General features: G+C 67.4%; 23 protein-coding genes and 3 pseudogenes. 12 read left to right on the top strand and 14 right to left on the bottom strand.

Annotated features, from left to right (window positions below; all coding sequences use genetic code 11):
- From AQY21_RS28010 to AQY21_RS29870, 4 genes and pseudogenes are all read left to right on the top strand, one after another.
- A pseudogene (locus AQY21_RS28010) lies at positions 1–261 on the top strand (hypothetical protein); the annotation flags it as partial.
- Between the two features lie 106 nt (positions 262–367).
- A complete protein-coding gene (locus AQY21_RS30270) occupies positions 368–532 on the top strand; it encodes a phage head-tail joining protein (protein WP_369807801.1) in 165 nt (54 codons plus the stop codon).
- A complete protein-coding gene (locus tag AQY21_RS18980; RefSeq protein ID WP_058099169.1) occupies positions 499–777 on the top strand; it encodes a hypothetical protein in 279 nt (92 codons plus the stop codon). The genes AQY21_RS30270 and AQY21_RS18980 overlap by 34 nt, the downstream gene beginning before the upstream one ends.
- Positions 777–1,625: pseudogene (locus AQY21_RS29870) on the top strand (phage portal protein). Before AQY21_RS18980 ends, AQY21_RS29870 begins: the two are co-directional and overlap by 1 nt.
- 79 nt (positions 1,626–1,704) lie before the next feature.
- On the opposite strand, the gene AQY21_RS18965 reads toward AQY21_RS29870, so the two are convergent.
- From AQY21_RS18965 to xdhA, 7 genes and pseudogenes are all read right to left on the bottom strand, one after another.
- Positions 1,705–1,926: a hypothetical protein gene (locus AQY21_RS18965; protein ID WP_058099166.1), complete on the bottom strand. Its 222-nt coding sequence runs from the start codon at positions 1,924–1,926 to the stop codon at positions 1,705–1,707.
- Positions 1,927–1,930: 4 nt separating this feature from the next.
- Positions 1,931–2,143, bottom strand: coding sequence for a hypothetical protein (locus tag AQY21_RS18960; RefSeq protein WP_058099165.1), 213 nt, complete (start codon positions 2,141–2,143; stop codon positions 1,931–1,933).
- Between the two features lie 183 nt (positions 2,144–2,326).
- Positions 2,327–2,505 (bottom strand): annotated as a pseudogene (locus AQY21_RS28005) (DUF3489 domain-containing protein); the annotation flags it as partial.
- A gap of 198 nt (positions 2,506–2,703) precedes the next feature.
- A complete protein-coding gene (gene guaD, locus AQY21_RS18955) occupies positions 2,704–3,981 on the bottom strand; it encodes a guanine deaminase (protein ID WP_058099164.1) in 1,278 nt (425 codons plus the stop codon).
- Positions 3,969–4,712 (bottom strand): xanthine dehydrogenase accessory protein XdhC, encoded by a 744-nt coding sequence (xdhC, locus tag AQY21_RS18950; protein WP_058099163.1) that lies wholly within the window; start codon positions 4,710–4,712, stop codon positions 3,969–3,971. Before xdhC ends, guaD begins: the two co-directional genes overlap by 13 nt.
- Positions 4,709–7,021 carry a xanthine dehydrogenase molybdopterin binding subunit gene (gene xdhB, locus AQY21_RS18945; RefSeq protein WP_058099162.1) on the bottom strand — a complete coding sequence of 771 codons (2,313 nt, stop codon included), beginning with the start codon at positions 7,019–7,021 and terminating at the stop codon, positions 4,709–4,711. The genes xdhC and xdhB overlap by 4 nt, the downstream gene beginning before the upstream one ends.
- Positions 7,018–8,463, bottom strand: a complete 1,446-nt coding sequence (gene xdhA / locus AQY21_RS18940) for a xanthine dehydrogenase small subunit (protein ID WP_058099161.1) — start codon at positions 8,461–8,463, stop codon at positions 7,018–7,020. Before xdhA ends, xdhB begins: the two co-directional genes overlap by 4 nt.
- A 118-nt stretch (positions 8,464–8,581) precedes the next feature.
- Here xdhA and AQY21_RS18935 point away from each other — a divergent pair, with 118 nt between their 5' ends.
- Positions 8,582–9,478: a LysR family transcriptional regulator gene (locus AQY21_RS18935; RefSeq protein ID WP_058099160.1), complete on the top strand. Its 897-nt coding sequence runs from the start codon at positions 8,582–8,584 to the stop codon at positions 9,476–9,478.
- Here the strand turns inward: AQY21_RS18935 and AQY21_RS18930 are convergent.
- The 4 genes from AQY21_RS18930 to purM form a co-directional block, all read right to left on the bottom strand.
- On the bottom strand, positions 9,444–10,181 hold the full coding sequence (locus AQY21_RS18930) for a class I SAM-dependent methyltransferase (RefSeq protein ID WP_058099159.1): 738 nt from the start codon (positions 10,179–10,181) through the stop codon (positions 9,444–9,446). The two genes, AQY21_RS18935 and AQY21_RS18930, sit on opposite strands and share 35 nt — an antisense overlap.
- A 65-nt stretch (positions 10,182–10,246) precedes the next feature.
- Positions 10,247–11,494, bottom strand: a complete 1,248-nt coding sequence (locus AQY21_RS18925) for a urate hydroxylase PuuD (RefSeq protein ID WP_058099158.1) — start codon at positions 11,492–11,494, stop codon at positions 10,247–10,249.
- A gap of 191 nt (positions 11,495–11,685) precedes the next feature.
- Entirely contained in the window at positions 11,686–12,282 is a 597-nt protein-coding gene (purN, locus tag AQY21_RS18920; RefSeq protein ID WP_058099157.1) for a phosphoribosylglycinamide formyltransferase, read from the bottom strand.
- Positions 12,279–13,325: a phosphoribosylformylglycinamidine cyclo-ligase gene (purM, locus tag AQY21_RS18915; RefSeq protein WP_058099176.1), complete on the bottom strand. Its 1,047-nt coding sequence runs from the start codon at positions 13,323–13,325 to the stop codon at positions 12,279–12,281. The genes purN and purM overlap by 4 nt, the downstream gene beginning before the upstream one ends.
- Before the next feature lie 190 nt (positions 13,326–13,515).
- On the opposite strand from purM, the gene AQY21_RS18910 reads away from it, so the two are divergent.
- Positions 13,516–15,102: a hypothetical protein gene (locus tag AQY21_RS18910; protein WP_058099156.1), complete on the top strand. Its 1,587-nt coding sequence runs from the start codon at positions 13,516–13,518 to the stop codon at positions 15,100–15,102.
- A gap of 13 nt (positions 15,103–15,115) precedes the next feature.
- Here AQY21_RS18910 and AQY21_RS18905 read toward each other — a convergent pair whose 3' ends face one another.
- From AQY21_RS18905 to bhcR, 3 genes are all read right to left on the bottom strand, one after another.
- Entirely contained in the window at positions 15,116–15,832 is a 717-nt protein-coding gene (locus tag AQY21_RS18905; protein ID WP_058099155.1) for a pentapeptide repeat-containing protein, read from the bottom strand.
- A gap of 87 nt (positions 15,833–15,919) precedes the next feature.
- On the bottom strand, positions 15,920–17,611 hold the full coding sequence (locus AQY21_RS18900) for a DUF6345 domain-containing protein (protein WP_238986833.1): 1,692 nt from the start codon (positions 17,609–17,611) through the stop codon (positions 15,920–15,922).
- A 190-nt stretch (positions 17,612–17,801) separates the two neighbouring features.
- The gene (bhcR, locus tag AQY21_RS18895; protein WP_058099153.1) at positions 17,802–18,641 is read right to left on the bottom strand and encodes an HTH-type transcriptional regulator BhcR; all 840 of its coding nucleotides are present in this window, start codon (positions 18,639–18,641) and stop codon (positions 17,802–17,804) included.
- Between the two features lie 184 nt (positions 18,642–18,825).
- Between bhcR and bhcA the strand changes: the two genes are divergently transcribed.
- Genes bhcA through AQY21_RS18865 form a run of 6 tightly spaced genes read left to right on the top strand, consistent with a single transcriptional unit; the run spans position 18,826 to position 25,992 of the window.
- A complete protein-coding gene (bhcA, locus tag AQY21_RS18890) occupies positions 18,826–20,016 on the top strand; it encodes an L-aspartate--glyoxylate aminotransferase BhcA (RefSeq protein ID WP_058099152.1) in 1,191 nt (396 codons plus the stop codon).
- Between the two features lie 2 nt (positions 20,017–20,018).
- Positions 20,019–20,978 carry a beta-hydroxyaspartate dehydratase BhcB gene (bhcB, locus tag AQY21_RS18885; protein WP_058099151.1) on the top strand — a complete coding sequence of 320 codons (960 nt, stop codon included), beginning with the start codon at positions 20,019–20,021 and terminating at the stop codon, positions 20,976–20,978.
- Positions 20,979–21,000: 22 nt separating this feature from the next.
- Positions 21,001–22,164: a 3-hydroxy-D-aspartate aldolase BhcC gene (bhcC, locus tag AQY21_RS18880; RefSeq protein WP_058099150.1), complete on the top strand. Its 1,164-nt coding sequence runs from the start codon at positions 21,001–21,003 to the stop codon at positions 22,162–22,164.
- Complete coding sequence (bhcD, locus tag AQY21_RS18875; protein WP_058099149.1) at positions 22,164–23,126, top strand: iminosuccinate reductase BhcD; 963 nt, start codon at positions 22,164–22,166, stop codon at positions 23,124–23,126. Before bhcC ends, bhcD begins: the two co-directional genes overlap by 1 nt.
- Positions 23,127–23,167: 41 nt before the next feature.
- Positions 23,168–24,649, top strand: a complete 1,482-nt coding sequence (locus AQY21_RS18870; protein WP_058099148.1) for a nucleobase:cation symporter-2 family protein — start codon at positions 23,168–23,170, stop codon at positions 24,647–24,649.
- Positions 24,649–25,992 carry an 8-oxoguanine deaminase gene (locus AQY21_RS18865; RefSeq protein ID WP_058099147.1) on the top strand — a complete coding sequence of 448 codons (1,344 nt, stop codon included), beginning with the start codon at positions 24,649–24,651 and terminating at the stop codon, positions 25,990–25,992. The genes AQY21_RS18870 and AQY21_RS18865 overlap by 1 nt, the downstream gene beginning before the upstream one ends.
- Positions 25,993–26,000: the final 8 nt, after the last annotated feature.

Raw genomic sequence — 26,000 nt, 5'->3', positions numbered from 1 at the left:
TTGAAAGACAAGGGGATAAAGGTCTGCATCCCGGGCCGGAAGTCTCGCAAGAAGGCGGTGAAATACGACAAGAGGCGCTACAAACGGCGCAACCGCATCGAGATCATGTTCGGCCGCCTGAAGGATTGGCCAATCGTCGGGAAAACAGTCCCCCGGACTGTTTTCTGATCCTCCTCATACGTCGCGACCCGATACGACCGGTGCCCGGAAACCTTCTTCTCTGCGATCATGCTAGCCGCAACCGTCTTGTTCTGGCTGTGAAACTCAATGAGCCTGGACGCTAATTCTTTCCTTAATAGAATCTGGGGCATGAGCACATCCGCATCAAGCCCCCGGCCTCCTGACCCCTGACCTAAAGCGCGCCTATTTGGCGGCGCTCGAGGCTGCATATTACCGCGGCGTTGAATACGTGTCCTACGCGGGCGACCAGATCAAATATGTCAGCCGGGACGAGCTTCGCAGGGCTATTGACGAGCTGCGCGCGGAGCTGAGCCTTCCATGTGGCGTTTCGCCGCCGGCTTCGGTGTCGTGATGACCGCCGCGCAGCTATACTCCGGATCCGAACGCAGGCTGACGCTTGTGCGCCCGGCAACATGGAAACCCGCGCTCGGCCTGACCGCAGACAAGCGCGAAAGCTTGGCGATGGCCCGCGAACTCTTCCCCGGCGCTGCCGACATGCTGAGCCGCGCGAAAGACGATGGCCGCGCTGAGGCCCTCCTCCTGACCGAGTATCACCGCCGGCACGTCATGACTCAAGATTCTGTGGAGGTCTTCTGATGGGCCTGTTCGATTTCCTGCGCAGCAAAAAGAAGCCCGCCGCCCGCCGCACCGGCGGCAAGGGGCTGGCGACAAGGCGCTATCGGGCGCCGTCGCTGCCGAACACAAGCGGCGGCTGGTTCCCGTCCGGAGGCCTCGAGCGGGCCCCGTCGGCGCTTCCGCAGATCCGCGCACGGGCCCGCGACCTGGCAGATAATACGCCCTACGGCGCGGCGGCGGTCCGAGCGCTGACCGGTCACACGGTCGGTTTCGGGCTCCGTCTTGGCATCGCAGGAGATGATGCATACCGCGCAGCGCTGTCCGCCTGGGCGTCGTCGACGGACTGCGATTACGCGGGCCAGCAGAGCCTCTATAGCCTTCAGGTCACCGCCGCGGAGACGATGTTCGCCGCCGGCGATTGCCTCCTCGTTGTCCGCCAGAAGCGCAGGAACGGCGGCCTGCAAACGCAGATTCAGCTGATCGATCCAGAGCATATCGACGAGAGCGCGGCGCCGAAATACAAAGGAAATTAGGTGTTTATCGGCGTAGAGGTTGACGCCCAAGGTAAGGTGATCGGCTATCACGTCCGGCGCGCGGTCGATAGCTCACTCGTTTCGTCGTGGGAGAGCGAGTTCCTCCATTCGGATCAGTGCGTTCTTCTTTTCGAGAGGAAATTCCCGGGTCAGCTCCGGGGCATCCCCCGCGGTGCGCAGGTGCTGCAGAAGATGCACATGGGCGACATCTTCCTGGACGCCGCTATTGCAAAGGCTCGCACGGAGGCGTGCCTGACCGTCTTCCTGTCGACCCCGACATCGAGTTCAACCGGTCGATCGACGTTCTTCAGAGCCACGTCTTCATCCCCGCGCTGATGCAAATCGAGGCGGCATTCCGCATGGCATATGAGGCCACGCACGAACGTGACGTTGTCGCGAAGATCCGGGTCGGCGGTCAGTTCAGGGACTGATCCTCGAAGATGCCGAGCATCTCCTCCACCCAGTCATCGTCCTCGCTCCGCATCAGCACGGCCACGAGAAGCTGGACCAGCCGCGGCACCGGTGCATCCGGCGTATTATCGGACAGATAGAAGGAGAGCTCACCCTCGGCGGAAACGACGAGGGCGGACGAGCCCGATGGCAGAACAGTACCGTGATCGGTGGAAACATCGGTCATGGCATCACCAGTAGTATTTGTGCGGCTTGTGGTTGCCGAGATCCCAGATCAGCGTATCGGGATCGGCGCCGTGCAGCAGCCGAGTGATCGCCCGGGCGCTGCGGCGGCGGCGCGGACGGCTGTGGAAAAGGATGTTCCAGTGCGACGGCGTTCCGTTCGGGAACGCGCCGGTGCTGCGGCTCTTGCTTCGGGGTTTCTTGCGCTTGTAGTTCATCATTCGTCCTCCGGGATTTGCAGACATGCGAATGCCTGCGGTCCGGAGGGCCGCGAATGAGGAACCAGCGATGAGGGTCGAAGTCAGGATGATTTTCGCGGGAACGCGCATATCACGGTCGTGCCGGAACGTAAACCGCCGCCCCGAAAGGCGGCGGCGTCCGGTTCGGCGCTGCAGCCTTCAGACTTACGGAAGCCTGTAGACCCGTCCGCGTCCCTCGGTCTTCTCCGAGGTCACCTCGAGCCCGAGCTTCTTCTTCAGCGCCCCGGCCATCGCGCGCGCACCGTGTGCGACTGCCAGCCGGTCGCGGTCATGATCTCCTCGATGGTTGCGCCTTCGGGCGCGCGCAGCATGGCGATCAGGGTTGGGGTAGTCTCCGGCAGCGGCTTGATGCGTGCGGAATCGACCCGGCGGGTGGCAGCGCGCGCATCTACGATCGCAGCCATGTCACCGATCTGCTGGCGTAAACCGCGCTGCCGGAGAAATTCCGCTTGACGGGTTTGCGCAGGCTTTTGCTTTCGCTTGCGCACGCTTATCCTTATCTTTGGCACATCTGTCGCGGATCAGCCCAGCATGGCTTTCCCCGCGACGTAAGTTTGCGCGATGGCGCGGTCGTCGCCGAGGATTTGCAGGATGAAAAGCTCCTCCGCCAGGGTCTCGGCCCGCTCCATACGCAGCGCCATCGCGGGAGTCGCGCGGCTGTCGAGCACCACGAGGTCGGCATCGGTGCCGGGCTCCAGCGTGCCGATGCGGTCGGCCATGCCGAGCGCCAGCGCGTTGCCGCGCGTGATCCAGTGGAAGGCGGCGAAGGGATGCAGCTTCTGGCCGCGCAATTGCAGGATCTTGTAGCCCTCGTTCAGGGTTTGCAGCATGGAATAGCTGGTGCCGCCGCCGACATCGGTGGCGATGCCGCTGACCACGCCTGCCGCGCGCAGGCCCGCCTCGTCGAAAAGGCCCGAGCCCAGGAACAGGTTCGAGGTCGGGCAGAACACAGCGCGCGAGCCGGTCTCGGCCATGCGGGCGAGTTCGCGCGGTTCCAGATGGATGGAATGGCCGAGCAGCAGTTTGTCGGAGAGCAGGCCATAGGTTTCGTAGATGTCGAGATAGTCGCGCGCCTGCGGATAGAGGCTGAGGGTGAAGGCGATCTCGTCCTTGTTCTCGGACAGATGCGTCTGGATATGGCAGTCGGGATGTTCGCGCACCAGCTGTCCGGTCATCTGCATCTGCTCGGGCGTCGAGGTGATGGCGAAGCGCGGGGTGATGGCATAGTGCTGGCGGCCGCGGCGGTGCCATTTTTCGATGAGCCGCTTGCTGTCGTCATAGCCTTGCTGCGGGGTGTCCAGGACCGCCTCGGGGGCGTTGCGGTCCATCATCACCTTGCCGGCGACCATCGCCATGTTGCGCGCCTCGGCCGCCGAGAACAGCGCCTCGGCCGATTGCGGATGCACCGAGCAGAAGGCGACGGCGGTGGTGGTGCCGTGCTGGAGGAGCAGGTCTAGGAATTTCTCGGCCATCAGCGGCGCGTGGCCCTGTTGGGCAAAGCGCGATTCCTCGGGGAAGGTATAGGTGTTGAGCCAGTCGAGAAGCTGCGCCCCCCAGCTGGCGATCACCTGCACCTGCGGGAAATGGATATGGGTGTCGATGAAGCCCGGCAGGATCAGGTGCGGGCGGTGGTCGGTTTCCGGCAGGCCCGGCTCGCGCAGCGCGGCATAGTCGCCGATGGCGGCGATCTTGCCGCCTTCGGTGATGACGGCGCCGTCCTCGTGATAGGTGAAGGCGTTCTCGGTGTCGGCGGGGTCGGCGTGGAAGGAGAGCGTGCGCCCCCGGATCAGCTGTCGCATGAGTATTTTTCAAACGGTGAAACGGTTTCGGTCAGGCGGCCGATGATCTCGGCGGCGGTGAAGGCGGCGATGACCTCGGGGCGCTTGTCGCGCGAATAGCCGGCGCCGATGGGGCAGGTCAGCCGGTCGGTGTCGAGCCCCTGGGCGCGGGCGAAGCGGCGGAACTGCGCCAGTTTCGTCCGGCTGCCGATCATGCCGATATAGGGCGCGTCCAGGCGGCGCAGCGCCTCGGCCGCCAGCAGGAAGTCCAGCGCATGGTCATGGGTGACGATGATATGGCTGGTGCCGAAGGGCGCGCTGCGGATCTCGGCCTCGGGCAGGGGGGTCAGGCGGGTCTCGCCGGTCGCTTGCGCCAGTTCGCCGGCGCGCTGGTCGATCAGGATCGGGCGCAGCGGCAGCAGGGCGAGGGCCCGGGCAAGCGCCCGGCCGACATGGCCGGCGCCGAAGATCAGCACTTGCCGATGCTCGGGCTGCACCGGGGCCTCGGCGACGCGGGTCAGGGAGAGTTCGACCCGGCCGCCGCAGCATTGGCCGATCTCGGGGCCCAAGGGGACGTCCATCCGGGCGGATGCCTCGCCCCGCGCCAGCATCTGTCGGGCGCGGTCGATGGCCATGTATTCCAGTTGGCCGCCGCCGATGGTGCCCTGCACCGTGCCGGGGGTGACGAACATCGCCGCCCCCTTCTCGCGCGGCGAGGAGCCGCGCGTGCGGGTGACCTCGACCCGGATCATGGCCGCAGCCGCTCGATGGCCATCAGCACGCGCTCGGGGGTGGCGGGTGCGTCGATGCGCGGGTTTTCCCGGTAGCCGTTGAACGAGGCCACCGCCATGTTCAGCGCCTGGAACACGCTGATGCCCAGCATGAAGGGTGGCTCGCCCACGGCCTTGGAGCGCTTGATCGTCGCCTCGCGGTTCACCGACCAGTCGGCCAGGTTCACGTTGAAGACCTTGGGCCGGTCGGAGGCCAGCGGGATCTTGTAGGTCGAGGGTGCATGGGTGCGCAGCCGGCCCTTCTGGTCCCACCACAGTTCCTCGCTGGTCAGCCAGCCGGTGCCCTGCACGAAGGCGCCCTCGACCTGGCCCTTGTCGATGGCCGGGTTCAGGCTGCGGCCCACGTCATGCAGCACGTCGGCGCGTTCGATGACATATTCGCCGGTCAGCGTATCGACCGAGACCTCGGAGCAGGCCGCGCCATAGGCGAAGTAATAGAAGGGCCGGCCCTGTCCGGTGTCGCGGTTCCAGTGGATCTTGGGCGTCTTGTAGAAGCCCGCGGCCGACAGCTGGATCCGCGCCAGATAGGCGGTCTTGATGAAATCCGCGAAGGGCATTTCCTCGGTGCCGATCTGCACCGTCTCGCCGATGCTGACCAGTTCGGGCGGCACGCCCTTGGCCTCGGCGGCGAAGGCGGTCAGCCGCTCGATCAATTGCCGGCAAGCGTCCAGCGCCGCCATGCCGTTCAGGTCCGAGCCCGACGAGGCGGCGGTGGCCGAGGTGTTCGGCACCTTCTCGGTCGTGGTCTTGGTGATGCGGATGCGGTCGATGCTGACCCCCAGCGCCTCGGCCACCACCTGCGCCACCTTGGTGTTCAGGCCCTGGCCCATCTCGGTGCCGCCGTGGTTCAGGTGGATCGAGCCGTCGGAATAGATGTGGATCAGCGCGCCGGCCTGGTTGTACCAGGTAGCGGTGAAGCTGATGCCGAACTTGACCGGGGTGAGCGCGATGCCCTTGCGGATCGCGCCGCCTTCGCTTTCGGCGCGCGCGTTCCAGTCCAGCACCGCCTGGCGGCGGACGTGGTAGTCGCTGCTGGCCTCCAGCTCCTCGAAGATGCGCGGCAGGATCTGGTCCTCGACCTCCTGGTGATAGGGGGTGAGCTGGCCGTTTTCGTAGAGGTTCAGCTTGCGGATCTCCAGCGGGTCGCGGCCGAGCTGATAGGCGATGTCCTCGACGATGCGCTCGGCCATGACCACGCCCTGCGGGCCGCCGAAGCCGCGGAAGGCGGTGTTCGAGCAGGTGTTGGTCTTCATCGGATGGCTGCGCAGCTCGACCGCCGGGTAGTAATAGGCATTGTCGGCATGGAACAGCGCCCGGTCGGTCACCGGCCCGGAAAGGTCCGAGGAAAAGCCGCAGCGGGCGTAGAAATCGGCATCGACCGCGTGGATCTTGCCGGTCTCGTCGAAGCCCACCGCGTAGTCGATGACGAAATCGTGGCGCTTGCCGGTGATCTGGAAATCGTCGTCGCGGTCGGGGCGGATCTTGACGGCGCGTTTCAGCTTCTTCGCGGCCAGGGCGGCGATGGCGCAGAAGCCGTTCATCTGCGATTCCTTGCCGCCGAAGCCGCCGCCCATGCGGCGCACGTTCACCACCACCGCGTTCGACGGCACGCCCAGCACATGGGCGACCATGTGCTGCACCTCGCTGGGGTGCTGGGTCGAGGTGTTGACGATCACCTCGTCATCCTCGCCCGGGATGGCGAAGGCGATCTGGCTTTCCAGGTAGAAATGCTCCTGCCCGCCGACGGTCAGCCGGCCCGACAGCTTGCGGGGCGCGCGCTCCATCCCGGCCATGTCGCCGCGCTTGAGCTTCAGCGGCTTGGTGACATAGCCCATGCCGGCATCGCGGGCGGCGATGGCGTCCAGCGCGAAGGGCAGCTCCTGGTATTCCACCCGGGCCAGCTGGCAGGCGCGGCGGGCCTGGTCGCGGGTCTCGGCCACCACGGCAAAGATCGGCTGGCCGACGAACTGCACCTCGGGGAAGGCGAAGACCGGCTCGTCATGCAGCCCGGTCGGGCTGATGTCGTTATGGCCGGGAATGTCCTCGGCCGTCAGCACGGCATGAACGCCCGGCGCCTTGCGCACCGAGTCGAGGTCCATCGCCGTGATCCGGCCATGCGCGACCGAGGAAAGCCCTAGATAGCCGTGCAGCGTGCCGACCGGCTCCATCAGGTCGTCGGTGTAGTCGGCCGTCCCGGTGACGTGCTTGATCGCGGAATCGTGGATGATGGGCGTATGGGCGGCGCCCTTGACGAAGACGTCCTGTTTCATTCGGCCCTCCTCAGGCGGTGTTCCGCGCCGGACTGCTCAAGCCAGAAGCGGCGGAAGAAATTGGCGGCGAGTTGCTGGCGATATTCCTTGCTGGCCCGCCAGTCGCTGAGCGGCTGGAAGTCGCCCGCGACCGCGCGCGCCGCGGCCTCGAAGGTCTCGGCGGTGAAGGGTTGGCCCTTCAGCGCCGCCTCGGCCTGGGTGGCGCGTTTCGGCGTCGCGGCCATGCCGCCGAAGGCGACGCGGGCGTCGATGATCGTGGCGCCGTCGGTTTCCACCCGGAAGGCGGCGGCCGAGGCGGTGATGTCGGCGTGATGGCGCTTGCTGACCTTGTAGGCGGCGATCTTCGCCTCGCCCTTCAGCGGCACGGTGATCGCCTCGACGAATTCGCCGGGGCGGCGGTCCTGCTTGCCGTATTCGATGAAGTAATCCTCGATGGGCAATTCCCGCGTTCCCTCGGCGCTGCGTAGCCGCAGCGTGGCCCCCAGCGCGATCAGCAAGGGCGGCGTCTCGCCGATGGGCGAGCCGTTGGCGACATTGCCGCCGATGGTGCCGGCATTGCGGACCTGCCAGCCACCGATGCGCAGCCAGTAATCCACCGCCTCGGGGAAATGCTCGCGCAGGAAGGGCTCGAACTCGGTATAGGTCACGCCGGCGCCGATGGTGACACGGCCGTCCGCGATCTCGATCCTCTTGAGATCCTGGAGATGGCCGATGAACACCGCCGGAGAGATGTTGCGCAGGAATTTCGTCACCCACAGGCCGACATCGGTGGCGCCGGCGACGATGGTCGCGTTCGGGTTTTCGGCCAGCACCTGCGCCAGGTCGGCGGCATCGGCCGGCAGGATGGCGCGGTCCTCGCCGCGCGCCACTTCGACCCGCTCGGCCGGGATGGCTTGCAGGGCGGCGGTGATGCGGTCGCGCTCGATGGTCAGTGCGTCCATGTGCTGCCCGCCGGCCTCGGAGGCGGCGAAGGCCGCCTTGACGATCGGCTCGTAGCCGGTGCAGCGGCACAGGTTGCCTTGCAGCGCCGTCTCGATCGCCAGCATGTCGGGGCGCGGGTTTTGCATCCACAGCCCGTAAAGCGCCATGACGAAGCCCGGCGTGCAGAAGCCGCATTGGCTGCCGTGATGCTCGACCATGGCGGCCTGGACCGGGTGCAGCCCGCCATCGGCGCCGCGCAGGTGCTCGACGGTGACGATATGGCAGCCGTGGCACGAGGCCAGGAAGCGGATGCAGGCATTGATCGGCTCGTAATGCAGCCGGCCCTGATGCAGCCGGCCGACCAGCACGGTGCAGGCGCCGCAATCGCCTTCGGCGCAGCCCTCCTTGGTGCCGGTCAGGCGGCGGTTCAGCCGCAGGAAGTCCAGCAGCGTGTCGCGAGAGCTCGCCTCGGTCAGGCGGATCTCGGTGTCGTTCAGTAGAAAGCGCAATTCGTGGCCCATTCGGTCCTCGCTCGGGATGGCTGGGTATGGGGAAAGCCTAGATGCGAATTGCTCTTTGCGAAATCTCGGATTGAGCATAAGACTTTCAGCGATTCCTTGAAAGAGGCGGGTTGAGACCATGCCATATCTTGAAAGTCTGCGGGTCTTCGTTCGCGTGGTCGAACTGGGCTCGATTACCGCCGGCGGGCGGGACCTGCGCATGTCGCCGGCCGTCGCCTCGAACCGGATCAAGGATCTGGAAACGCGCTACGGCGTGCGGCTTCTCAATCGCACCACGCGCAAGCTGGTGCCGACCGAAGTGGGGCGGGCCTTCTATGACAATGCCCGGCGGGTGATCGAGACGCTGGACGAGGCCGAGGCGGTGGTCTCGGGCTTTTCCGGCATGCCGCATGGCGCCTTGCGGGTGACGGCGCCGCTGGGCTTGGGGCGGCGGCTGATCGCGCCGCTGGTGCCGAAATTCTGCGACGAGTATCCGGGCGTCGAGGTGCGGCTGCGGTTGTCGGACCGCAACGTGGACATCATCGCCGATGGGATCGACCTGGCCTTCTTCCTGGGCGAGCCGCAGGATTCGGCGTTGAAATGGCGGCGGATGGCGGAATGCCGGCGGGTGCTGGTGGCGACCCAGGCCTATCTGGACCAGCATGGCCGTCCCGAACGCCCCGAGGACCTCACCGCGCATAACTGCCTGTTGCTGCGCTATCCGCGCAGCCCGGAATATTACTGGGTGCTGCAAACCCCCGAGGGGCCGCAGAAAATGCTGGTGAACGGCAAATTCGACGCCGACGACGGCGACGTGCTGAGCAACTGGGCGCTGGGGGGCAGGGGGATCGTCAACCGCCCCCGCTACGAGGTGGCCGAGCATCTGGCCTCGGGCCGGCTGGTCGAGGTGCTGCCGGACTACCCGCCGATCCCCTCGCAATTCGGGGTGCTGACCCCGCACCGGCGCTTGCAGGACCCCAAGGTGCGGCTGTTTGCGGATTTCATCGCGCGGGAGGTGCGGGGGGTGTTCGCCTGAACCCCTGGTCGCGGATCCATTCCATGACGTGCAGATAGGGCGCGCGCCGATAGCGCGCGACCCGCCCGGCCTCGCCGCCTTGCGGGGCGGGCTCGTCGAAATGCACCAGCCGCAGCCCCTGCGACAGCAGCACCTGCATATAGGCGTGGAAGGGGCGGTGCCAGTTGCGGATCAGGATGCCGCGCCAGCTGACCCATTCCGCGCGTTCGTCAAGGTAATTGTCGATCAGATAGCCCGAGCCGGGATCGCCGTTCCAGCCGCCCGCCGTGCTGAAGGAGTTCAGATTGGCGATGAGCAGGCTGCCGCCGGGACGCAGGACGCGCACCATCTCGGCGATGGCGGCCTGGATGTCGTCGATGTCGATGAGCGTCAGGTAGCTGACCACCAGGTCGAAGCCGGCATCGGGCAGGGGCAGGGCCTCGGCGCGCGCCTGCACATAGCGGCCGCTGTCGTCGCGGCTGCGGGCGGTCTCGATCAGCTTCTGGGTCGGGTCGATGCCGGTCGCGGCGATGCCTTCGGCGGCAAGCATCCGGCAGAAACGCCCCTCGCCGCAGCCGACATCCAGCGCATTGCGGAAACCGCGGCCGCGGATGCGGGCCAGCATCGGGGCGTCGAGCACATGGCGGCGCGAGAAATCGCCGTCCTCGCCCATATCGGCGATCCAGGCCTCGGCGGAATCGTCCCAGCCATTCCCGCGATCCATGCTCCCCCTCCTCTCGACGGTGCCGAGCCTGTGGCTAGCCGATCCGGCGGGCGGGGGCAAATCGGTCAGTTCAGGGCGAAGGTCCTGGGCAGGCCGCGATACCAGTCGATGATCGCCTGGCGTTCCTGCGGCTCCATGAAGCTGACATTGGCGGGCGGCATGGCATCGGTCACGCCGGCCTGGATGAAGATCTCGCGCGCGGCGCGGGTGATGTCGTCGGGGGTTTCCAGCAGGACGCCCTTGGGGGCGGTGTGGATGCCCTCGTAAGAGGGCTCCCTGGCATGGCACATCGAGCAGCGGCCCATGACCGCGTTATAGGCGTCCTCCCAGCCGGGCGCATCGACCATGGCCTGCTGGCTGGGGGTCAGGACGCGCGCCTCGGCCTCTTCCAGCGTCTGGCGGAACATCGGCGCGGTCGAAAGCCACATGACGATGATGAACAGGATCGTCGTCACGGCCCAGGTCCACCAGCGCATGCCGCCGCCGGCGTGCATGGTGTTGAAGAAATGCCGGATGGTCACGCCCATCAGGAAGACCAGCCCGGCGATCACCCAGTTGTATTCGGTGGCGAAAGCCAGCGGATAGTGGTTCGACAGCATCAGGAACACCACCGGCAGGGTCAGGTAGTTGTTATGCGTCGAGCGCAGCTTGGCGATCTTGCCGTATTTCGGATCGGCGGGACGGCCGGCCTTGAGGTCGGCCACGACGATGCGCTGGTTCGGCATGATGATGAAGAACACGTTCGCGGTCATGATCGTGGCGGTGAAGGCGCCCAGGTGCAGCATGACCGCGCGCCCGGTGAAGACCTGGTTATAGGCCCAGCCCATGACCATCAGCAGCACGAACAGGATCAGCATCAGCAGGGTCGGGGTCTCGCCCAGCTTGGACTTGCACAGGTTGGTATAGATCAGCCAGCCGATCGACAGCGAGCCGGCCGAGATCAGGATCGCCTGCCAGGGCGCCAGCTCCATCTTGGCGGGGTCGATGAGGAACAGTTCCGAGCCGACCCAGTAGGTGACCATCAGGAGCGCCGCCCCCGAGATCCAGGTCATGTAGCTTTCCCATTTGAACCAGACCAGATGCTCGGGCATCCGCTCGGGCGCGACCAGGTATTTCTGGATATGATAGAAGCCGCCGCCATGGACCTGCCATTCCTCGCCATGCGCGCCGGGGGGCAGGCCGGGCACCTTGCGCAGCCCGAGATCGAGGGCGACGAAATAGAAGGACGAGCCGATCCAGCAGATGGCGGTGACGACATGCGTCCAGCGGATGGCAAAGGCGAGCCAATCCCAGATGACGGCGAAATCGGACATACTCTGTCTCCTGTCTAGCTGGCGAAAGACTAGCGGCTTCGCGGGGTTGCGAGTATTCACGCATTTCCCCTTGCTGTCTTAACGATGCGTTGAAAATCTTTTGCCGGGCCATGCAGGAATGAAAAATGGGGGGCGTTGCCCCCCACACCCCCCAGAGTATTTGGAAAACGGCGAAAGGGGCTTGCCCTTTTTCAGGCGGCGGTGAGGGTGATCGGCGTCTGGTCGCCTTGCGCGAAGCGGCGCAGCACCGCGGGATAGAGCCGGTGTTCCTGCACCAGCACGCGGGCGGCAAGCGTCTCGGCGGTGTCGCCGGGCAGGATCGGCACCCGGGCCTGGCCGAGGATCGGGCCGGCGTCGAGCTCCGGTGTGACCAGGTGCACCGATGCGCCGGCCTCGGCATCGCCGGCCTCGATGGCGCGCTGATGCGTGTGCAGCCCGGGATATTTCGGCAGCAGCGAGGGATGGATGTTCAGCATCCGGCCCTGGAAGCGCTGCACGAAATCCGGGGTCAGGATGCGCATGAAGCCGGCAAGGCAGAGGATGTCCGGCTTTGCCGCCAGCAGCGGTTCCAGCAGCGCGGCCTCGAAGGCGGCGCGGTCGCCGCGATAGCTGCGGTGGTCGATGGCGAAGCTGGGCACGCCCAGGGCTGCGGCCCGGGCAAGGCCGGCCGCCTGCGGGTCGTTCGAGCCGACGATCACCGGCCGCGCAGGATGGGCGCCGGTCATCGATTCGACCAGCTTGACCATGTTCGAGCCGCCGCCCGAGATCAGGATGGCGACGCGTTTCACCGCAGCCGGCCGCTGTAGCGCACGCCTGCGCCTGGGGTGACATGGCCGAGGCGGATCACCGTTTCGCCCTGCGCCTTCAGCAGCGCCTCGAGTTCGACAGCACGGTCCGCGGCGACGGCCAGGATCATGCCGATGCCGCAGTTGAAGGTCTTGAGCATTTCGGGCGCGGCGATGGAGCCGGCCTCGGCCAGCCAGTCGAAAACCGGCGGCAGGCTGAAACTGTCGAGATCGACCTCGGCCCCCAGCCCCTCGGGCAGCACGCGCGGCAGGTTCTCGGTGATGCCGCCGCCGGTGATATGCGCCGCGGCATGCACGCACCCGGCGCGGATCGCCGCCAGCACCGGCTTAACATAGAGCCGGGTCGGCACCAGCAGCGCCTGGCCCAGCGTGCCCGCCGCGAAGGGGGCGGGCGCGTTCCAGTCCAGCTCGGCATGGTCGGCGACCTTGCGCACCAGCGAGAAGCCGTTGGAATGCACGCCGTCCGAGGCCAGGCCCAGCAGCACGTCGCCATCCGCGACGCCCGCCGGCAGGGCCGTGCCGCGCTCCATCGCGCCGACGGCGAAGCCCGCGAGGTCGAAATCGCCCTTGCCATACATGCCGGGCATCTCGGCCGTCTCGCCGCCGATCAGCGCGCAGCCGGAACGGCGGCAGCCTTCGGCGATTCCGGCGATGACCCGCGCTGCCTCATCCACCGAGAGCTTGCCGGTGGCGAAATAGTCGAGGAAGAACAGCGGTTCGGCGCCCTGGCAGACCAGGTCGTTCACGCACATCGCCACCAGGTCGATGCCGAGCCCGTCAAGCTCGCCCGTGTCGATGCCGATGCGCAGCTTGGTGCCGACCCCGTCGGTGGCGGCCACCAGAACAGGATCTTGATAACCCGCCGCGCGCGGGTCGAACAGCGCGCCGAACCCGCCCAGCCCCTCCATCACGCCGGGGCGGCGGGTGGCGGCGGCGGCGGGCTTGATCCGCTCGACCAGCGCATTGCCCGCGTCGATATCCACTCCGGCCTCGGCATAGGACAGGCCGCTCTTGCGCTCGGTCATCTTCGGGATCCCCTTTGCTTTGACGCCCCGATAGCGCAGGTGCGGCGCGCAGGCAATGTATCGGCTGCGCCCGGGCCCCGATTCCCGGCCTGTCCCGTTCCCCCGGACGCCGCGCGGCGGCGGCTGTTCGGCCGGGCCGCGGCGCATTAAGATCAATATGCGACCATAACGAAGCCATGCGGCGAATCAAATGCCTGCCACGCTGAGTCTGATGGGATCCGTGCGGCTGCGCGGCGCCGGCGGGGCGGATCTGACCCCCCGCAGCCAGAAGGCTCGTGGCGCGCTGGCGCTGCTGGGCACCGCGCCGGACCTGCGCCTCAGCCGGGCCCGGCTTCAGGACCTGCTGTGGAGCGAGCGCGGCCGGCAGCGCGGTTCCGACAGCCTGCGGCAGATGCTGCGCGAGCTGCGCGCGGCCCTGGGCGCCGAAAAGGGCCTGCTGCTGACCGGCGTGGGCTGGGTGGGGCTGGATCCCGAGCGGCTGCGCATCGACCTGACGCCGGTCTATGATGCCGGCGGTGCGCCGATCGAATTCGCCGCCGACATCGACATTCCCGACCCGGAGTTCGAGACCTGGCTGCGCGACATGCGCCTGCGGCTGACGCCGGATTGCGACGGGCCCAGTGCCCTGCAACAGCCCCTGGCGCCGCTGGCGGCCCCCTGGAGCACCGCCGGCCCGGCGCCCGGGGACTATGTCGTGGCCTTGCGGCCGGTCGAAAGCAATGACAGCCGCGCCCATGTCATCGGCGAAATGATCGTGAACGAGGCCGCCGCCCGCGCCTGCGAGATGATCCCGGCGACGCTGGCCGACCGGCTCGACGCGCAAGTGCCGCTGACCGGCACGCAGGTCAGCGCAATCTGCTATTCGGCGGGGATCGACTGCTCGCTGATGGTGGTGATGCGCGACATCGCCACCGGCGCGCGCGGCTGGACGCGGCGCTTTACCATCCGCGCCGCCGACGAGACCGCGACGATGCGCCATGCCGTGGCGCAGATCGCGGTGGCGCTGCTCGACCGGGCGCGGCGGACCGCGCCGCCGGCGCAGGGCCTGACCTTTCCGGTCTGGGATGTGTTCAGCTATTCCCGCGACCGCCTGGAATCCGCCGACCGCATCCTCGCCTCGCTGCCCCAGGAACGGCAGAGCGGCGTCGCCATGGCGCTGCGTTCCTATCTGCGCAATACGCTGATCAGTGAGCGGCTGACCGAGGATCCGGCGCGCTGCTCGGACGAGGCCGAGGCCTTTGCGCAACTGGCCCGCGACCTGGCACCCGCCAATCCGTCGGTGCTGGCGGTGGCCTCGCTTTCGGCCTCGTGGCGGCGGGACGCGGTGGGGGCGCTGGAACTGGCGCAGGCCGCCTGCCGCAACGATCCCGACAATGAGCTGGCCTGCCATGCGCTGTCGCAGGCGCTGACCGATGTCGGCCGCGACCTCGAGGCGCTGGAGGCGACCGAGCGCGGCGCCCGCGGTGCCCTGGCCGAGCTTGGCCCCGCCTCCTGGCTGATGCGCCGCGCCGTGGTGCAGCTGCGGCTGGGCCGCCTTGGCGATGCCGAGAACTCGGCCGCCGCGGCCTTTGCCTTCGCCTCGGACAACCGGCCATCGCTGCGCTTCCTGGCGGCGCTGCGCTATCACCGGGGCGACGTGGCCGGCGCCGCCGATGCCCTGCGCCACCTGCGCCGGATCGAGCCGGATTTCTCGCTGGAGCTGATGGCCGACCCGGAATATCCGGTGGCGCCGCTGCGCATGGCCAAGCTGATGGGGATCACCCGCTCGGGGCTGTGAGGGCGGCCGGCCGTTACGGCGAGACCAGCACCTCCAGCGCAATCGGCGCCCGGCCTTCGCCCGGTTCCAGCACCAGCCGGGCACGGCCGGGCGCGACGGCGCAAAAGGTCAGCACGCAGGGCGGGCCGGCGAAGCTGCGGGGCAGTTCGGGACCGGCGAGGATCGGCGCGCCCTCGATCCGGGCCAGGGCGGGATGGCGGGCTGCCGCCTCGGACAGCGTGTTCAGATGCATCTCCAGCCGGTCGCCGCAGCGCAGCGCCACCGGTTCGGCGATATGCTCCTCGTGCAGGATGCAGGTCGTGGGCCGGTGCCGCGGCGGATAGCGCAGCGGCGGTGCGCCGGTCGCCAGCGCCCTCTGCATGCTGTCGAGCCAGGCGCCGCGCAGCAGCGCAGCGGTCAGGTTGGCGCGGTCCAGCCGGGCGCCGGTCAGGTCGGCGCGGTCCAGCACCGCGCCGCGCAGGTCGGCATCCGACAGATCGGCCAGCCCAAGGCTGGCCCGGGACAGGTTGGCATTGCGAAATCGCGCCCGCGCCGCGCGCGCCGACCAGAGGCTGGCATCGGAGAGCTGGGCATCGGTCAGGTCGGCCTCGGTCAGATCGGCATAGGACAGGTCGGCCCCCACCAGCGTCATGCCCGACAGATCCAGCCCGGCCAGGTCGGATCCGGCCAGGTGCAGACGTCCCATCGTCGCGATGCGCCGGACGATCTCGGCGCGGGTGTATTCCGCCATGCTCCCTCTCTCGGACATTCCTCCCAAGCCCGGATCGCCAGTCAAGTGCCCGGAGGCGGCTGCCTCCACCTCCGGGCTACCGGATCGTCAGTCACCCAGGTCAGACTGGATCCAGTAACGCTTGCGGAACCCGCGGACGCATTCGATCTCGATGCCCTGGCGGGCGACGAGACGTGCCGTGTTGCTGCGGATTCCGTATCCGATTTCCGTCGTGCCCGGCAGGATGCGCAGGCTGAGCGGCGCCGCCCCGCGCGCCGCCAGATCGCGCATCAGCCGCGCCGAATGCTGCGCGAGGATACGGCTGATCGCCTGCGGCTCGGGCGTGGGCAGGCCCTCGGGCCGAACGGGGGGCGGCGGATCGTCGGGCAGGCCGTGGGGATGGGCGCGGGCCGGCATGCGCTCGGCCACCCGGCGCAGGGTCGATTCGATGCGCAGCACCGTGCCGTCCGGCCGCATCGCCAGCCGCAGGCTTCCGGCATCCGGCGTCAGAACCGGGATGCCGTCGATGGCCTGGCGAAATTGCACGATGATCTCGTCCAGATTCTGCGCCGGCGGCTCGTCCAGCCGGAGCAGGCTGGCCGAGGCCGACATGGCCAGCGAGACGCGGTCAAAGACCAACTCGATTCCGGGAAGCAGGAAACCGTGGTGGCGTATCATGTTCTGGGCCCGGCTGATCAGGGCGCGGCGCGGCGGGATCTCGCGCAGGCCCCGGCCCGGCGCGCCGGGCTCAAGCTCCAGCAGGATGCGTCCGTCGGGATGGTGCTGGAAGCGGATGGGACCGTGGCTGACCGTGATCGCGCCCTGCGCATCGACCGCGACCAGTGCCGGGTCCAGGCCCAGGCGCGCCAGCACCGCCTTGGCCAGGGCGCGATCCTCGACCACCGGAACCAGCCGCACCGCCGCGAACTCGGCCGGCGGCTCGGTCAGCGTCGGTTCGCGCTGGTGAAGCGCGACGGGAGTGTGCCAGCGCCAGGCCCAGCATTGCGCCGTGCTGCGCTGCGCCTTGAAATGCCGCTCGCCAAAGAGCATGGCCAGCGCCGTATCCCGGTCCGGCGCGCAGGCGCAGGCGACCGGGCTCTGATTGGGCGCGACATCCCAGGCCCCGTCCAGCCAGGCCTGCGAGAAAGACTTGCCCATCTGCCAGTGGCGCCAGAAATTCGCGCCATAGCGGCCGGAATCCCAGCAGATCGAATCGAAGCCGAACAGCATCCGCAAGCCGCGATTGGCCCGCGCCCAGCTGTAAAGCGGGCCGAAGCCCGGCTCGACCCGCAGCGACTGGCTGGTGGACCAGAACAGATAGCGCAGCGCCCCGGAGCCGAGGCGCATCCGCTCGGAGGTCAGGCAGGCATCCGTCCCGGTCCAGAGCGCCCCCATCGGCAGATGGAAGATCCTGTCCTCATCCATCCGGCCATGGCCGGCGTGATAGAACACCCGCACCGAATCCATGTCCCGGCCCGGTGCGTGTTCCACCGCCTGCCGGTCATAGATCCAGGACTTCACCGCCCCGTCCCGGCGCCAGAAATCCGGCGTGGCGAAGCGGTCCACGGCATCCAGAAAGCCGCCGGCATCGCGATGGGCGGCATGCAGGGCACCGGCGGCGCGATAGGTTTCGACACTACAGGCGCCATAGATGCGGCGGGCCGCGCCGGCGCCCTCCGCCGTCTCGCCGCTCGCCGCCTCGGCCGGGTCCAGCGGAGCCGCCGTTTCCAGAACCTGCCCCGCGCGCATCTGCTGCACCGCGTCGAGTCCGGGGCCGAGTCTGGGAACGAAGTCTTCCATGCCGTAAGCTCCTTGCGGGACACGCGCCGGACCCTTCGGGGCCCGGCAGCCGGATGCGGTCATATGTTGCATCGAAGCTAGGATGGGCGGCGTGAACTGAACGTGAATCGGCGATTAATATACAAATAGCCTGGAATTCATGGCGATTTTCCTTGGATACCAAGGCCTTTTTGGTCCGGGCTCAGACGAATCAGGCACTTTCGCCCTCGCCAGGGCGCGGTGCCATGCCGAAGGACAGCTCCCGCGCCGCCTCGATCACCGCCTCGGACATGGCCGCCAGCCGCGCGTCCGACATGCGCAGGGTCGGCCCGGAGACCGAGATCCCCGCCGCCGCCTCGCCGCCCAGGTCGAAGATCGGCGCGGCGATGCAACGCATGCCGGGCGTTCGTTCCTCATTGTCCAGGGCATAGCCGCGGACCCGGATGCGGGCCAGATCCTCCAGCAAGGCCTGCGGATCGGTCAGCGTCATCTCGGTGAACCGCTCCAGCCGCATCTCGCGGATCATGCGCTTCAGGTCCGCCGGCCGGGCATGGGCCAGAAGCGCCTTGCCGATCCCCGAGGCATGCAGGGCCGAGCGTGTGCCGGGCGGAAAGAAGGCGCGGATCGTCTCATGCGTCTCGGCCTGGCTCAGGAACAGCACGGCATCGCCGTTCAGGATGCCCAGATTGGCCGTTTCACCCGTCACCTCCATCAGCCGGCGCAGCAGCGGCCGCGCCCGCTCGACCAGGCCCGAGCGGCGCATGAAGGCCGAACCGTGGCGAAAGGCCGTGGGTCCGACATGCCAGGCCTGGGTCTGGCTGTCGCTTTCCGCCACGCCGCGCGCCGCCAGCGTCACCAGCACCCGGTGCACGGTCGAGGGCGCCATCTCCAGCCGCTGCGCGATCTCGGTCAGGGTCAGGCCGCTGGAGGCGGCGATCAGGTCGAGGATATCCAGCGCCCGGTCGAGTGCGCGGATGCCACCCGAATCCTCGGCGCCAAAACCGCCGGCGCGGCCCCTCGGGCGGCCGCGTTTCCGAATCTGGACCGACATTCAATTTTTCCTTTCGACAACTTTTCCAAATTCTTGAAAATCTCTGTTCCGCTTTGGAAAAGAACAACCGACTGATTCCACGCTACTTTAAGCCACTTTTCCGCGATTGCGAAATATTTTTCAGAAAAATTGCGTCGATGGACAGCAAAACGTAGCTTGGTCCACAAGCGCAGGAGGAATTGCCATGACCAGTCAGAATCCGATTTTTATCCCCGGCCCGACCAACATCCCCGAGGAGATGCGCAAGGCCGTGGACATGCCGACCATCGACCACCGCTCGCCGGTGTTCGGCCGCATGTTGCACCCGGCGCTGGAGGGCGTGAAGAAAGTCCTCAAGACCACGCAGGCGCAGATTTTCCTGTTCCCCTCGACCGGCACCGGCGGCTGGGAAACGGCGATCACCAACACGCTGTCGCCCGGAGACAAGGTGCTGGCGGCGCGCAACGGCATGTTCAGCCATCGCTGGATCGACATGTGCCAGCGCCACGGCCTGGACGTCACCTTCGTCGAGACGCCCTGGGGCGAGGGCATCCCCGCCGACCGCTTCGAGGAGATCCTGACCGCCGACAAGGGCCACGAGATCCGCGCCGTGCTGGCCACGCATAACGAGACCGCGACCGGCGTGAAATCCGACATCGCCGCGGTCCGCCGCGCGCTGGACAATGCCAAGCACCCGGCGATGCTGTTCGTGGACGGCGTTTCCTCGATCGGCTCGATGGATTTCCGCATGGACGAATGGGGCGTCGACATCGCCGTCACCGGTTCGCAAAAAGGCTTCATGCTGCCGCCGGGCCTGGCCATCGTCGGCTTCTCGCCCAAGGCGATGGAAGCGGTCGAAAGCGCGCGCCTGCCGCGCACCTTCTTCGACATCCGCGACATGGCGACCGGCTATGCCCGCAACGGCTATCCCTACACGCCGCCGGTCGGTCTCATCAACGGGCTGAACGCCAGCTGCGAGCGCATCCTGGCCGAGGGGCTGGAGAACGTCTTTGCCCGCCACCACCGCATCGCCAGTGGCGTGCGCGCCGCGGTCGAGGCCTGGGGGCTGAAGCTCTGCGCCGCCCGTCCCGAGCTTTATTCGGACAGCGTCAGCGCCATCCGCGTGCCCGAGGGCTTCGACGCCAACCTGATCGTCAGCCATGCGCTGGAGACCTATGACATGGCCTTCGGCACCGGCCTGGGCCAGGTCGCGGGCAAGGTGTTCCGCATCGGCCACCTGGGCAGCCTGACCGATGCCATGGCGCTGTCGGGCATCGCCACCGCCGAGATGGTGATGGCCGATCTGGGCCTGCCGATCCGGCTCGGCTCGGGCGTGGCCGCCGCGCAGGAACATTACCGCCAGACCACCGCCGCCGCGCAGAAGAAAGCCGCCTGAGGATGAAGGACGCGATGTATATCCCGACCTATGAGGACATGCTGGCCGCGCATGAGCGGATCAAGCCGCATATCCGCCGCACGCCGATCCGCACCTCGGACTATCTGAACGAGCTTGCCGGCGCGCAGCTGTTCTTCAAATGCGAGAACTTTCAGGAGCCGGGGGCCTTCAAGGTCCGCGGCGCCACCAACGCGGTCTTCGGCCTCGATGAGGCGCAGGCGGCCAAGGGCGTCGCCACGCATTCCAGCGGCAACCATGCCTCGTGCCTTAGCTACGCCGCCATGCTGCGCGGCATCCCCTGCAACGTGGTCATGCCGCGCACCGCGCCGCAGGCCAAGAAGGACACGGTGCGCCGCTACGGCGGCAAGATCACCGAATGCGAGCCCTCGACCAGTTCGCGCGAGGAGACCTTCGCCAAGGTGCAGGCCGAGACCGGCGGCGATTTCGTCCATCCCTACAACGACCCGCGCGTGATCGCCGGCCAGGGCACCTGCGCCAAGGAACTGATCGAGCAGACCGACGGGTTGGACGCCGTGGTGGCGCCGATCGGCGGCGGTGGCATGATCTCGGGCACCTGCCTGACGCTCTCGACGCTGGCGCCCGAGGTCAAGGTGATCGCGGCCGAGCCCGAGCAGGCCGACGACGCCTATCGCAGCTTCAAGGCCGGCTACATCATCGCCGACGACGCGCCCAAGACCGTCGCCGACGGGCTCTTGGTGCCGCTGAAGGACCTGACCTGGCATTTCGTCAAGAACCACGTCCATGAGATCTACACCGCCTCGGATGCCGAGATCGTCGATGCGATGAAGCTGATCTGGAAACACCTGCGGATCGTGATGGAGCCCTCCAGCGCCGTGCCGCTGGCCACCATCCTGAAGAACCCCGAAGCCTTCGCCGGCAAGCGCGTCGGCGTCATCGTTACCGGCGGCAATGTCGATCTCGACAAGCTGCCGTGGAACTGAACCCGAATTGAGGAGAGCCCCCATGAACGCGAAAACGGATTTCGCCGGCTACGAGGTCGGCTATGACATCCCCGCCCTGCCGGGCATGGACGAGAGCGAGATCCAGACGCCCTGCCTGATCCTCGACCTGGACGCGCTGGAGCGCAACATCAAGAAGATGGGCGATTACGCCAAGGCGCATGGCATGCGCCACCGCAGCCACGGCAAGATGCACAAGTCGGTCGATGTGCAGAAATTGCAGGAATCGCTGGGCGGCTCGGTCGGCGTCTGCTGCCAGAAGGTCAGCGAGGCCGAGGCCTTTGCCCGCGGCGGCATCAAGGACGTGCTGGTCACCAACGAGGTGCGCGAGCCGGCCAAGATCGACCGCCTGGCCCGGCTGCCCAAGACCGGCGCGACGGTGACGGTCTGCGTCGATGACGTGAAAAACATCGCCGACCTGTCGGCGGCGGCGCAGAAGCACGGCACCGAACTTGGCATCTTTGTCGAGATCGATTGCGGCGCCGGGCGCTGCGGCGTGACCACCAAGGAGGCCGTGGTCGAGATTGCCAAGGCAGCCGATGCGGCGCCGAACCTGGTGTTCAAGGGCATCCAGGCCTATCAGGGCGCCATGCAGCACATGGACAGCTACGAGGACCGCAAGGCCAAGCTGGACGCCGCCATCGCCCAGGTCAAGGAAGCCGTCGCGGCGCTGGAAGCCGAAGGCCTGGCCCCGGAATTCGTCTCGGGCGGCGGCACGGGTTCCTATTATTTCGAAAGCAACTCGGGCGTTTACAACGAATTGCAATGCGGTTCCTACGCCTTCATGGATGCCGATTACGGCCGCATCCACGATGCCGAGGGCAAGCGCATCGACCAGGGCGAATGGGAGAACGCGCTGTTCATCCTGACCTCGGTCATGTCGCACGCCAAGCCGCATCTGGCGGTGGTCGATGCCGGCCTCAAGGCGCAGTCGGTCGATAGCGGCCTGCCCTTCGTCTATGGCCGCGACGACGTGAAATACATCAAGTGCAGCGACGAGCATGGCGTGGTCGAGGACAAGGACGGCGTCCTGAAGGTCAACGACAAGCTGCGGCTGGTGCCGGGCCATTGCGACCCGACCTGCAACGTCCACGACTGGTATGTCGGCGTTCGGAACGGCAAGGTCGAGACGGTCTGGCCGGTTTCGGCGCGCGGGAAGGGCTACTGATGCTCGTCGTCGCCGAAAAGGAAATCGCGGGTCTGATGACCCCCGAGGCGGCCTTCGAGGCCATCGAGGCGGTCTTCGCCTCGATGGCCCGGCGCAAGGCCTACAACTTTCCCGTGGTGCGCGAGGCCATCGGCCATGAGGACGCGCTTTACGGCTTCAAGGGCGGCTTCGATGCCTCGGCCCTGACGCTGGGGCTGAAGGCCGGCGGCTATTGGCCGTTGAACCAGAAGCATAACCTGATCAACCACCAGTCCACCGTGTTCCTGTTCGACCCGGATACCGGCCGGGTTTCGGCGGCGGTGGGCGGCAACCTGCTGACGGCGCTGCGCACCGCGGCGGCCTCGGCGGTGTCGATCAAGTATCTGGCACCCAAGGGCGCCAAGGTGCTGGGCATGATCGGCGCCGGCCACCAGTCCGCCTTCCAGATGCGGGCGGCGGCCAATGTGCACCGGTTCGAGAAGGTGATCGGCTGGAACCCGCATCCCGAGATGCTGGGCCGGCTGGCCGATACTGCGGCCGAGCTGGGCCTGCCCTTCGAGGCGGTGGACCTGCCGCGTCTGGGCGCGGAAGCCGACGTGATCATCTCGATCACCTCGTCCTTCTCGCCCTTGCTGATGAACGAGCATGTCAAGGGCCCGACGCATATCGCCGCCATGGGCACCGACACCAAGGGCAAGCAGGAACTGGATCCGGCGCTGGTCGCGCGCGCCCGGATCTTCACCGATGAGGTCGCGCAGTCAGTCAGCATCGGCGAGTGCCAGCACGCCATCGCGTCAAAGCTGATCGCGGAGGAGCAGATCGGCGAACTCGGCGCGGTGGTGGCGGGCGACAATCCGGGCCGCGGCGATGCCGAGGTCACGCTGTTCGACGGCACCGGCGTCGGCTTGCAGGACCTGGCGGTCGCCAAGGCGGTCGTCGAACTCGCCAAACACAAGGGGGTGGCGCAAGAGGTCGAAATCTGACCCGTGCCGCTCGCGTCCTGAACAAGGGAGGATAAGGACGTATGCAAGCAATAGATACCAGCCCCGGCTTCGATCCGGTCGAGGAGCGCATCGCCGCGCCTCGGCTGCTCGCCCTGGGTTTCCAGCATGTTCTGGTCATGTATGCCGGTGCCATCGCGGTGCCGCTGATCGTCGGCCGCGCCCTGCAACTGTCACCGCAGGACGTGGCCTTTCTGATTTCCGCCGACCTGTTCGTCTGCGGCATCGTCACCATCATCCAGTCCTTCGGCGCCACGCAATGGTTCGGCATCCGCCTGCCGGTGATGATGGGCGTGACTTTCGCCGCCGTCGGCCCGATGGTCGCCATCGCCTCGTCCAACCCGGGGCAGGAGGGGGCGCGGATGATGTTCGGCGCCATCATGGCCGCCGGGCTCATCTCGATCTTCTTCGCGCCGCTGGTCAGCCGGCTCTTGCGGTTTTTCCCCAGCGTGGTCACCGGGACGGTGATCCTGGTGATCGGCGTCAGCCTGATGCCGGTGGGCATCAACTGGATCTTCGGCCTGCCGGTCGGCCCGACCGCGCCGCAACTGGTCGATCCCGCCGCCCAGGCCTGGCTGGAGGCCGCCCGCGCCGCCGGTGACGTCCCCGGGAGCGTGAAGCTGATGCCGACCGTGCCCAACCCGGATTATGCCTCGGTGCCGCGCATCATCATCGGCGTCACCGTGCTGGCCGCCATCCTGTTGATCGCCCGCTATGCCAGGGGCTTCGTCGCCAATATCGCGGTGCTCCTGGGCATCGTCATCGGGGGGCTGCTGGCCGCCGCCATGGGGATGATGCATTTCGACGGCATCGCCGAGGCCGCCTGGTTCGCGCCGATCAAGCCGCTGCATTTCGGCATGCCGATCTTTGACCCGGTGATGATCCTGACCATGCTGCTGGTCATGTTCGTGACCATGATCGAATCGACCGGCATGTTCCTGGCGCTTTCCGACATCTGCGGCCGCCGGATGACGCCCAAGGCGCTCTCGGCCGGGCTGCGCGTGGACGGCCTGGGCACCGCCATCGGCGGGCTCTTCAACACCTTCCCCTATACCTCCTTCAGCCAGAACGTCGGTCTGGTGGGCGTGACCGGCGTGCGCTCGCGCTTCGTCTGCGTGGCGGGCGGCGCGATCATGATCGTGCTGGGACTGATCCCCAAGATGGGCGCGCTGGTGGAATCGCTGCCGACCACGGTGCTGGGCGGCGCGGGGCTGGTGATGTTCGGCATGGTCGCCGCGACCGGCATCCGCATCCTCTCGACGGTGGACTTCAAGGGCAACAAGCACAACCTGTTCATCGTCGCCGTCTCGCTGGGCCTCGGCATGGTGCCGATGATCGCCCCCGACTTCAACCAGTGGCTGCCGCATGCGCTGCACACGCTGATCCATTCCGGCATCCTGCTGGCCGCGGTCGCTGCCGTGCTGCTGAACTGGTTCTTCAACGGCGCGCCGCATACCAGCGACGAGGAGATCGCCGCCGCCGCCCACGCCGCCGAGGCACATTGATGACGAAACGCCTGCTCATCAGGGGCGCCGAAGTGGTGGTCACCATGGACGGCGCCCGGCGCGAGATCGCAGGCGGGGACATCCTGATCGACGGCGGGGTCATCTCCGCCGTCGGTCCGGGTCTTTCCGCCGAAGGCGCCGAGATCGTCGAGGCCGGGGGCTGCGTGGTCACCCCCGGCTTCGTCAACACCCATCACCACCTGTTCCAGACGCTGACCCGCGCCGTGCCTGCCGCGCAGGATGCGGCGCTGTTCGGCTGGCTGCGCACCCTCTATCCGATCTGGGGCCGCATGGGCCCCGAGGATATCCGGCTGTCCACCCGGATCGGCCTGGCCGAACTGGCGCTCTCGGGCTGCACCTGTTCCTCGGACCACCTCTACCTGTTCCCGAACGGCGCCCGGCTCGACGACAGCATCGAGGCGGCGTCGGAAATCGGCATCCGCTTCACCGCCACCCGCGGCGCCATGTCGATCGGCGAAAGCAAGGGCGGCCTGCCCCCCGACGCGCTGGTCGAGGACGAGGCCGCGATCCTCAAGGACAGCGAGCGCCTGGTCGCCGCCTTCCACGACCCCAACCCCGGAGCGATGGTGCAGGTGGGCCTCGCGCCCTGTTCGCCCTTCTCGGTCAGTCGCGAACTCATGCGCGACGCCGCCATCCTCGCCCGCGAAAAGGGCGTGCGGCTGCACACCCACCTGGCGGAGAACGACGAGGACATCGCCTATTCGCTGGAAAACTTCGGCATGCTGCCCGGCGATTACGCCGAAAGCCTGGGCTGGACCGGGGACGACGTCTGGCATGCGCATTGCGTGAAGCTGTCGGAGAAGGAGATCGATCTCTTTGCCCGCACCGGCACCGGGGTCGCACATTGCCCCTGCTCGAACGCGCGCCTCGCCTCGGGCATCGCCCCGGTGCGCCGGATGCGCGATGCCGGCGTGCCGGTGGGCCTCGGCGTCGATGGCTCGGCCAGCAACGATTGCAGCCATCTCGGGCTCGAGGCGCGGCAGGCCATGCTGGTCGCCCGCCTCAAGGACGGCCCCGCCGCCATGGGCGCGCGCGAGGCGCTGGAGATCGCCACGCTCGGCGGCGCGCGGGTGCTGGGCCGCAGCGATATCGGCGCGCTGGAGCCCGGCAAGCGCGCCGACCTGGTGCTCTGGGACGTCTCGGAACTGCCGGCGGCCGGGCAATGGGACCCGGTGGCGGCGCTGGTCTTCTGCGCCCCGATCCGCCCGCGCGCGGTCTATGTGGAGGGCCGCGCCGTGGTGCAGGATCACAACCTGCTGACCGCAGACCCGAATCGCCTGAACGAACAGGCCCGCGCCGCCATCGCCCGGCTCGCGGATTGACAAGGAAA

The organism is Paracoccus sp. MKU1, assembly GCF_001447385.1.
Lineage (GTDB): Bacteria > Pseudomonadota > Alphaproteobacteria > Rhodobacterales > Rhodobacteraceae > Paracoccus.
This window is presented reverse-complemented; position numbering and strand designations above follow the sequence as displayed.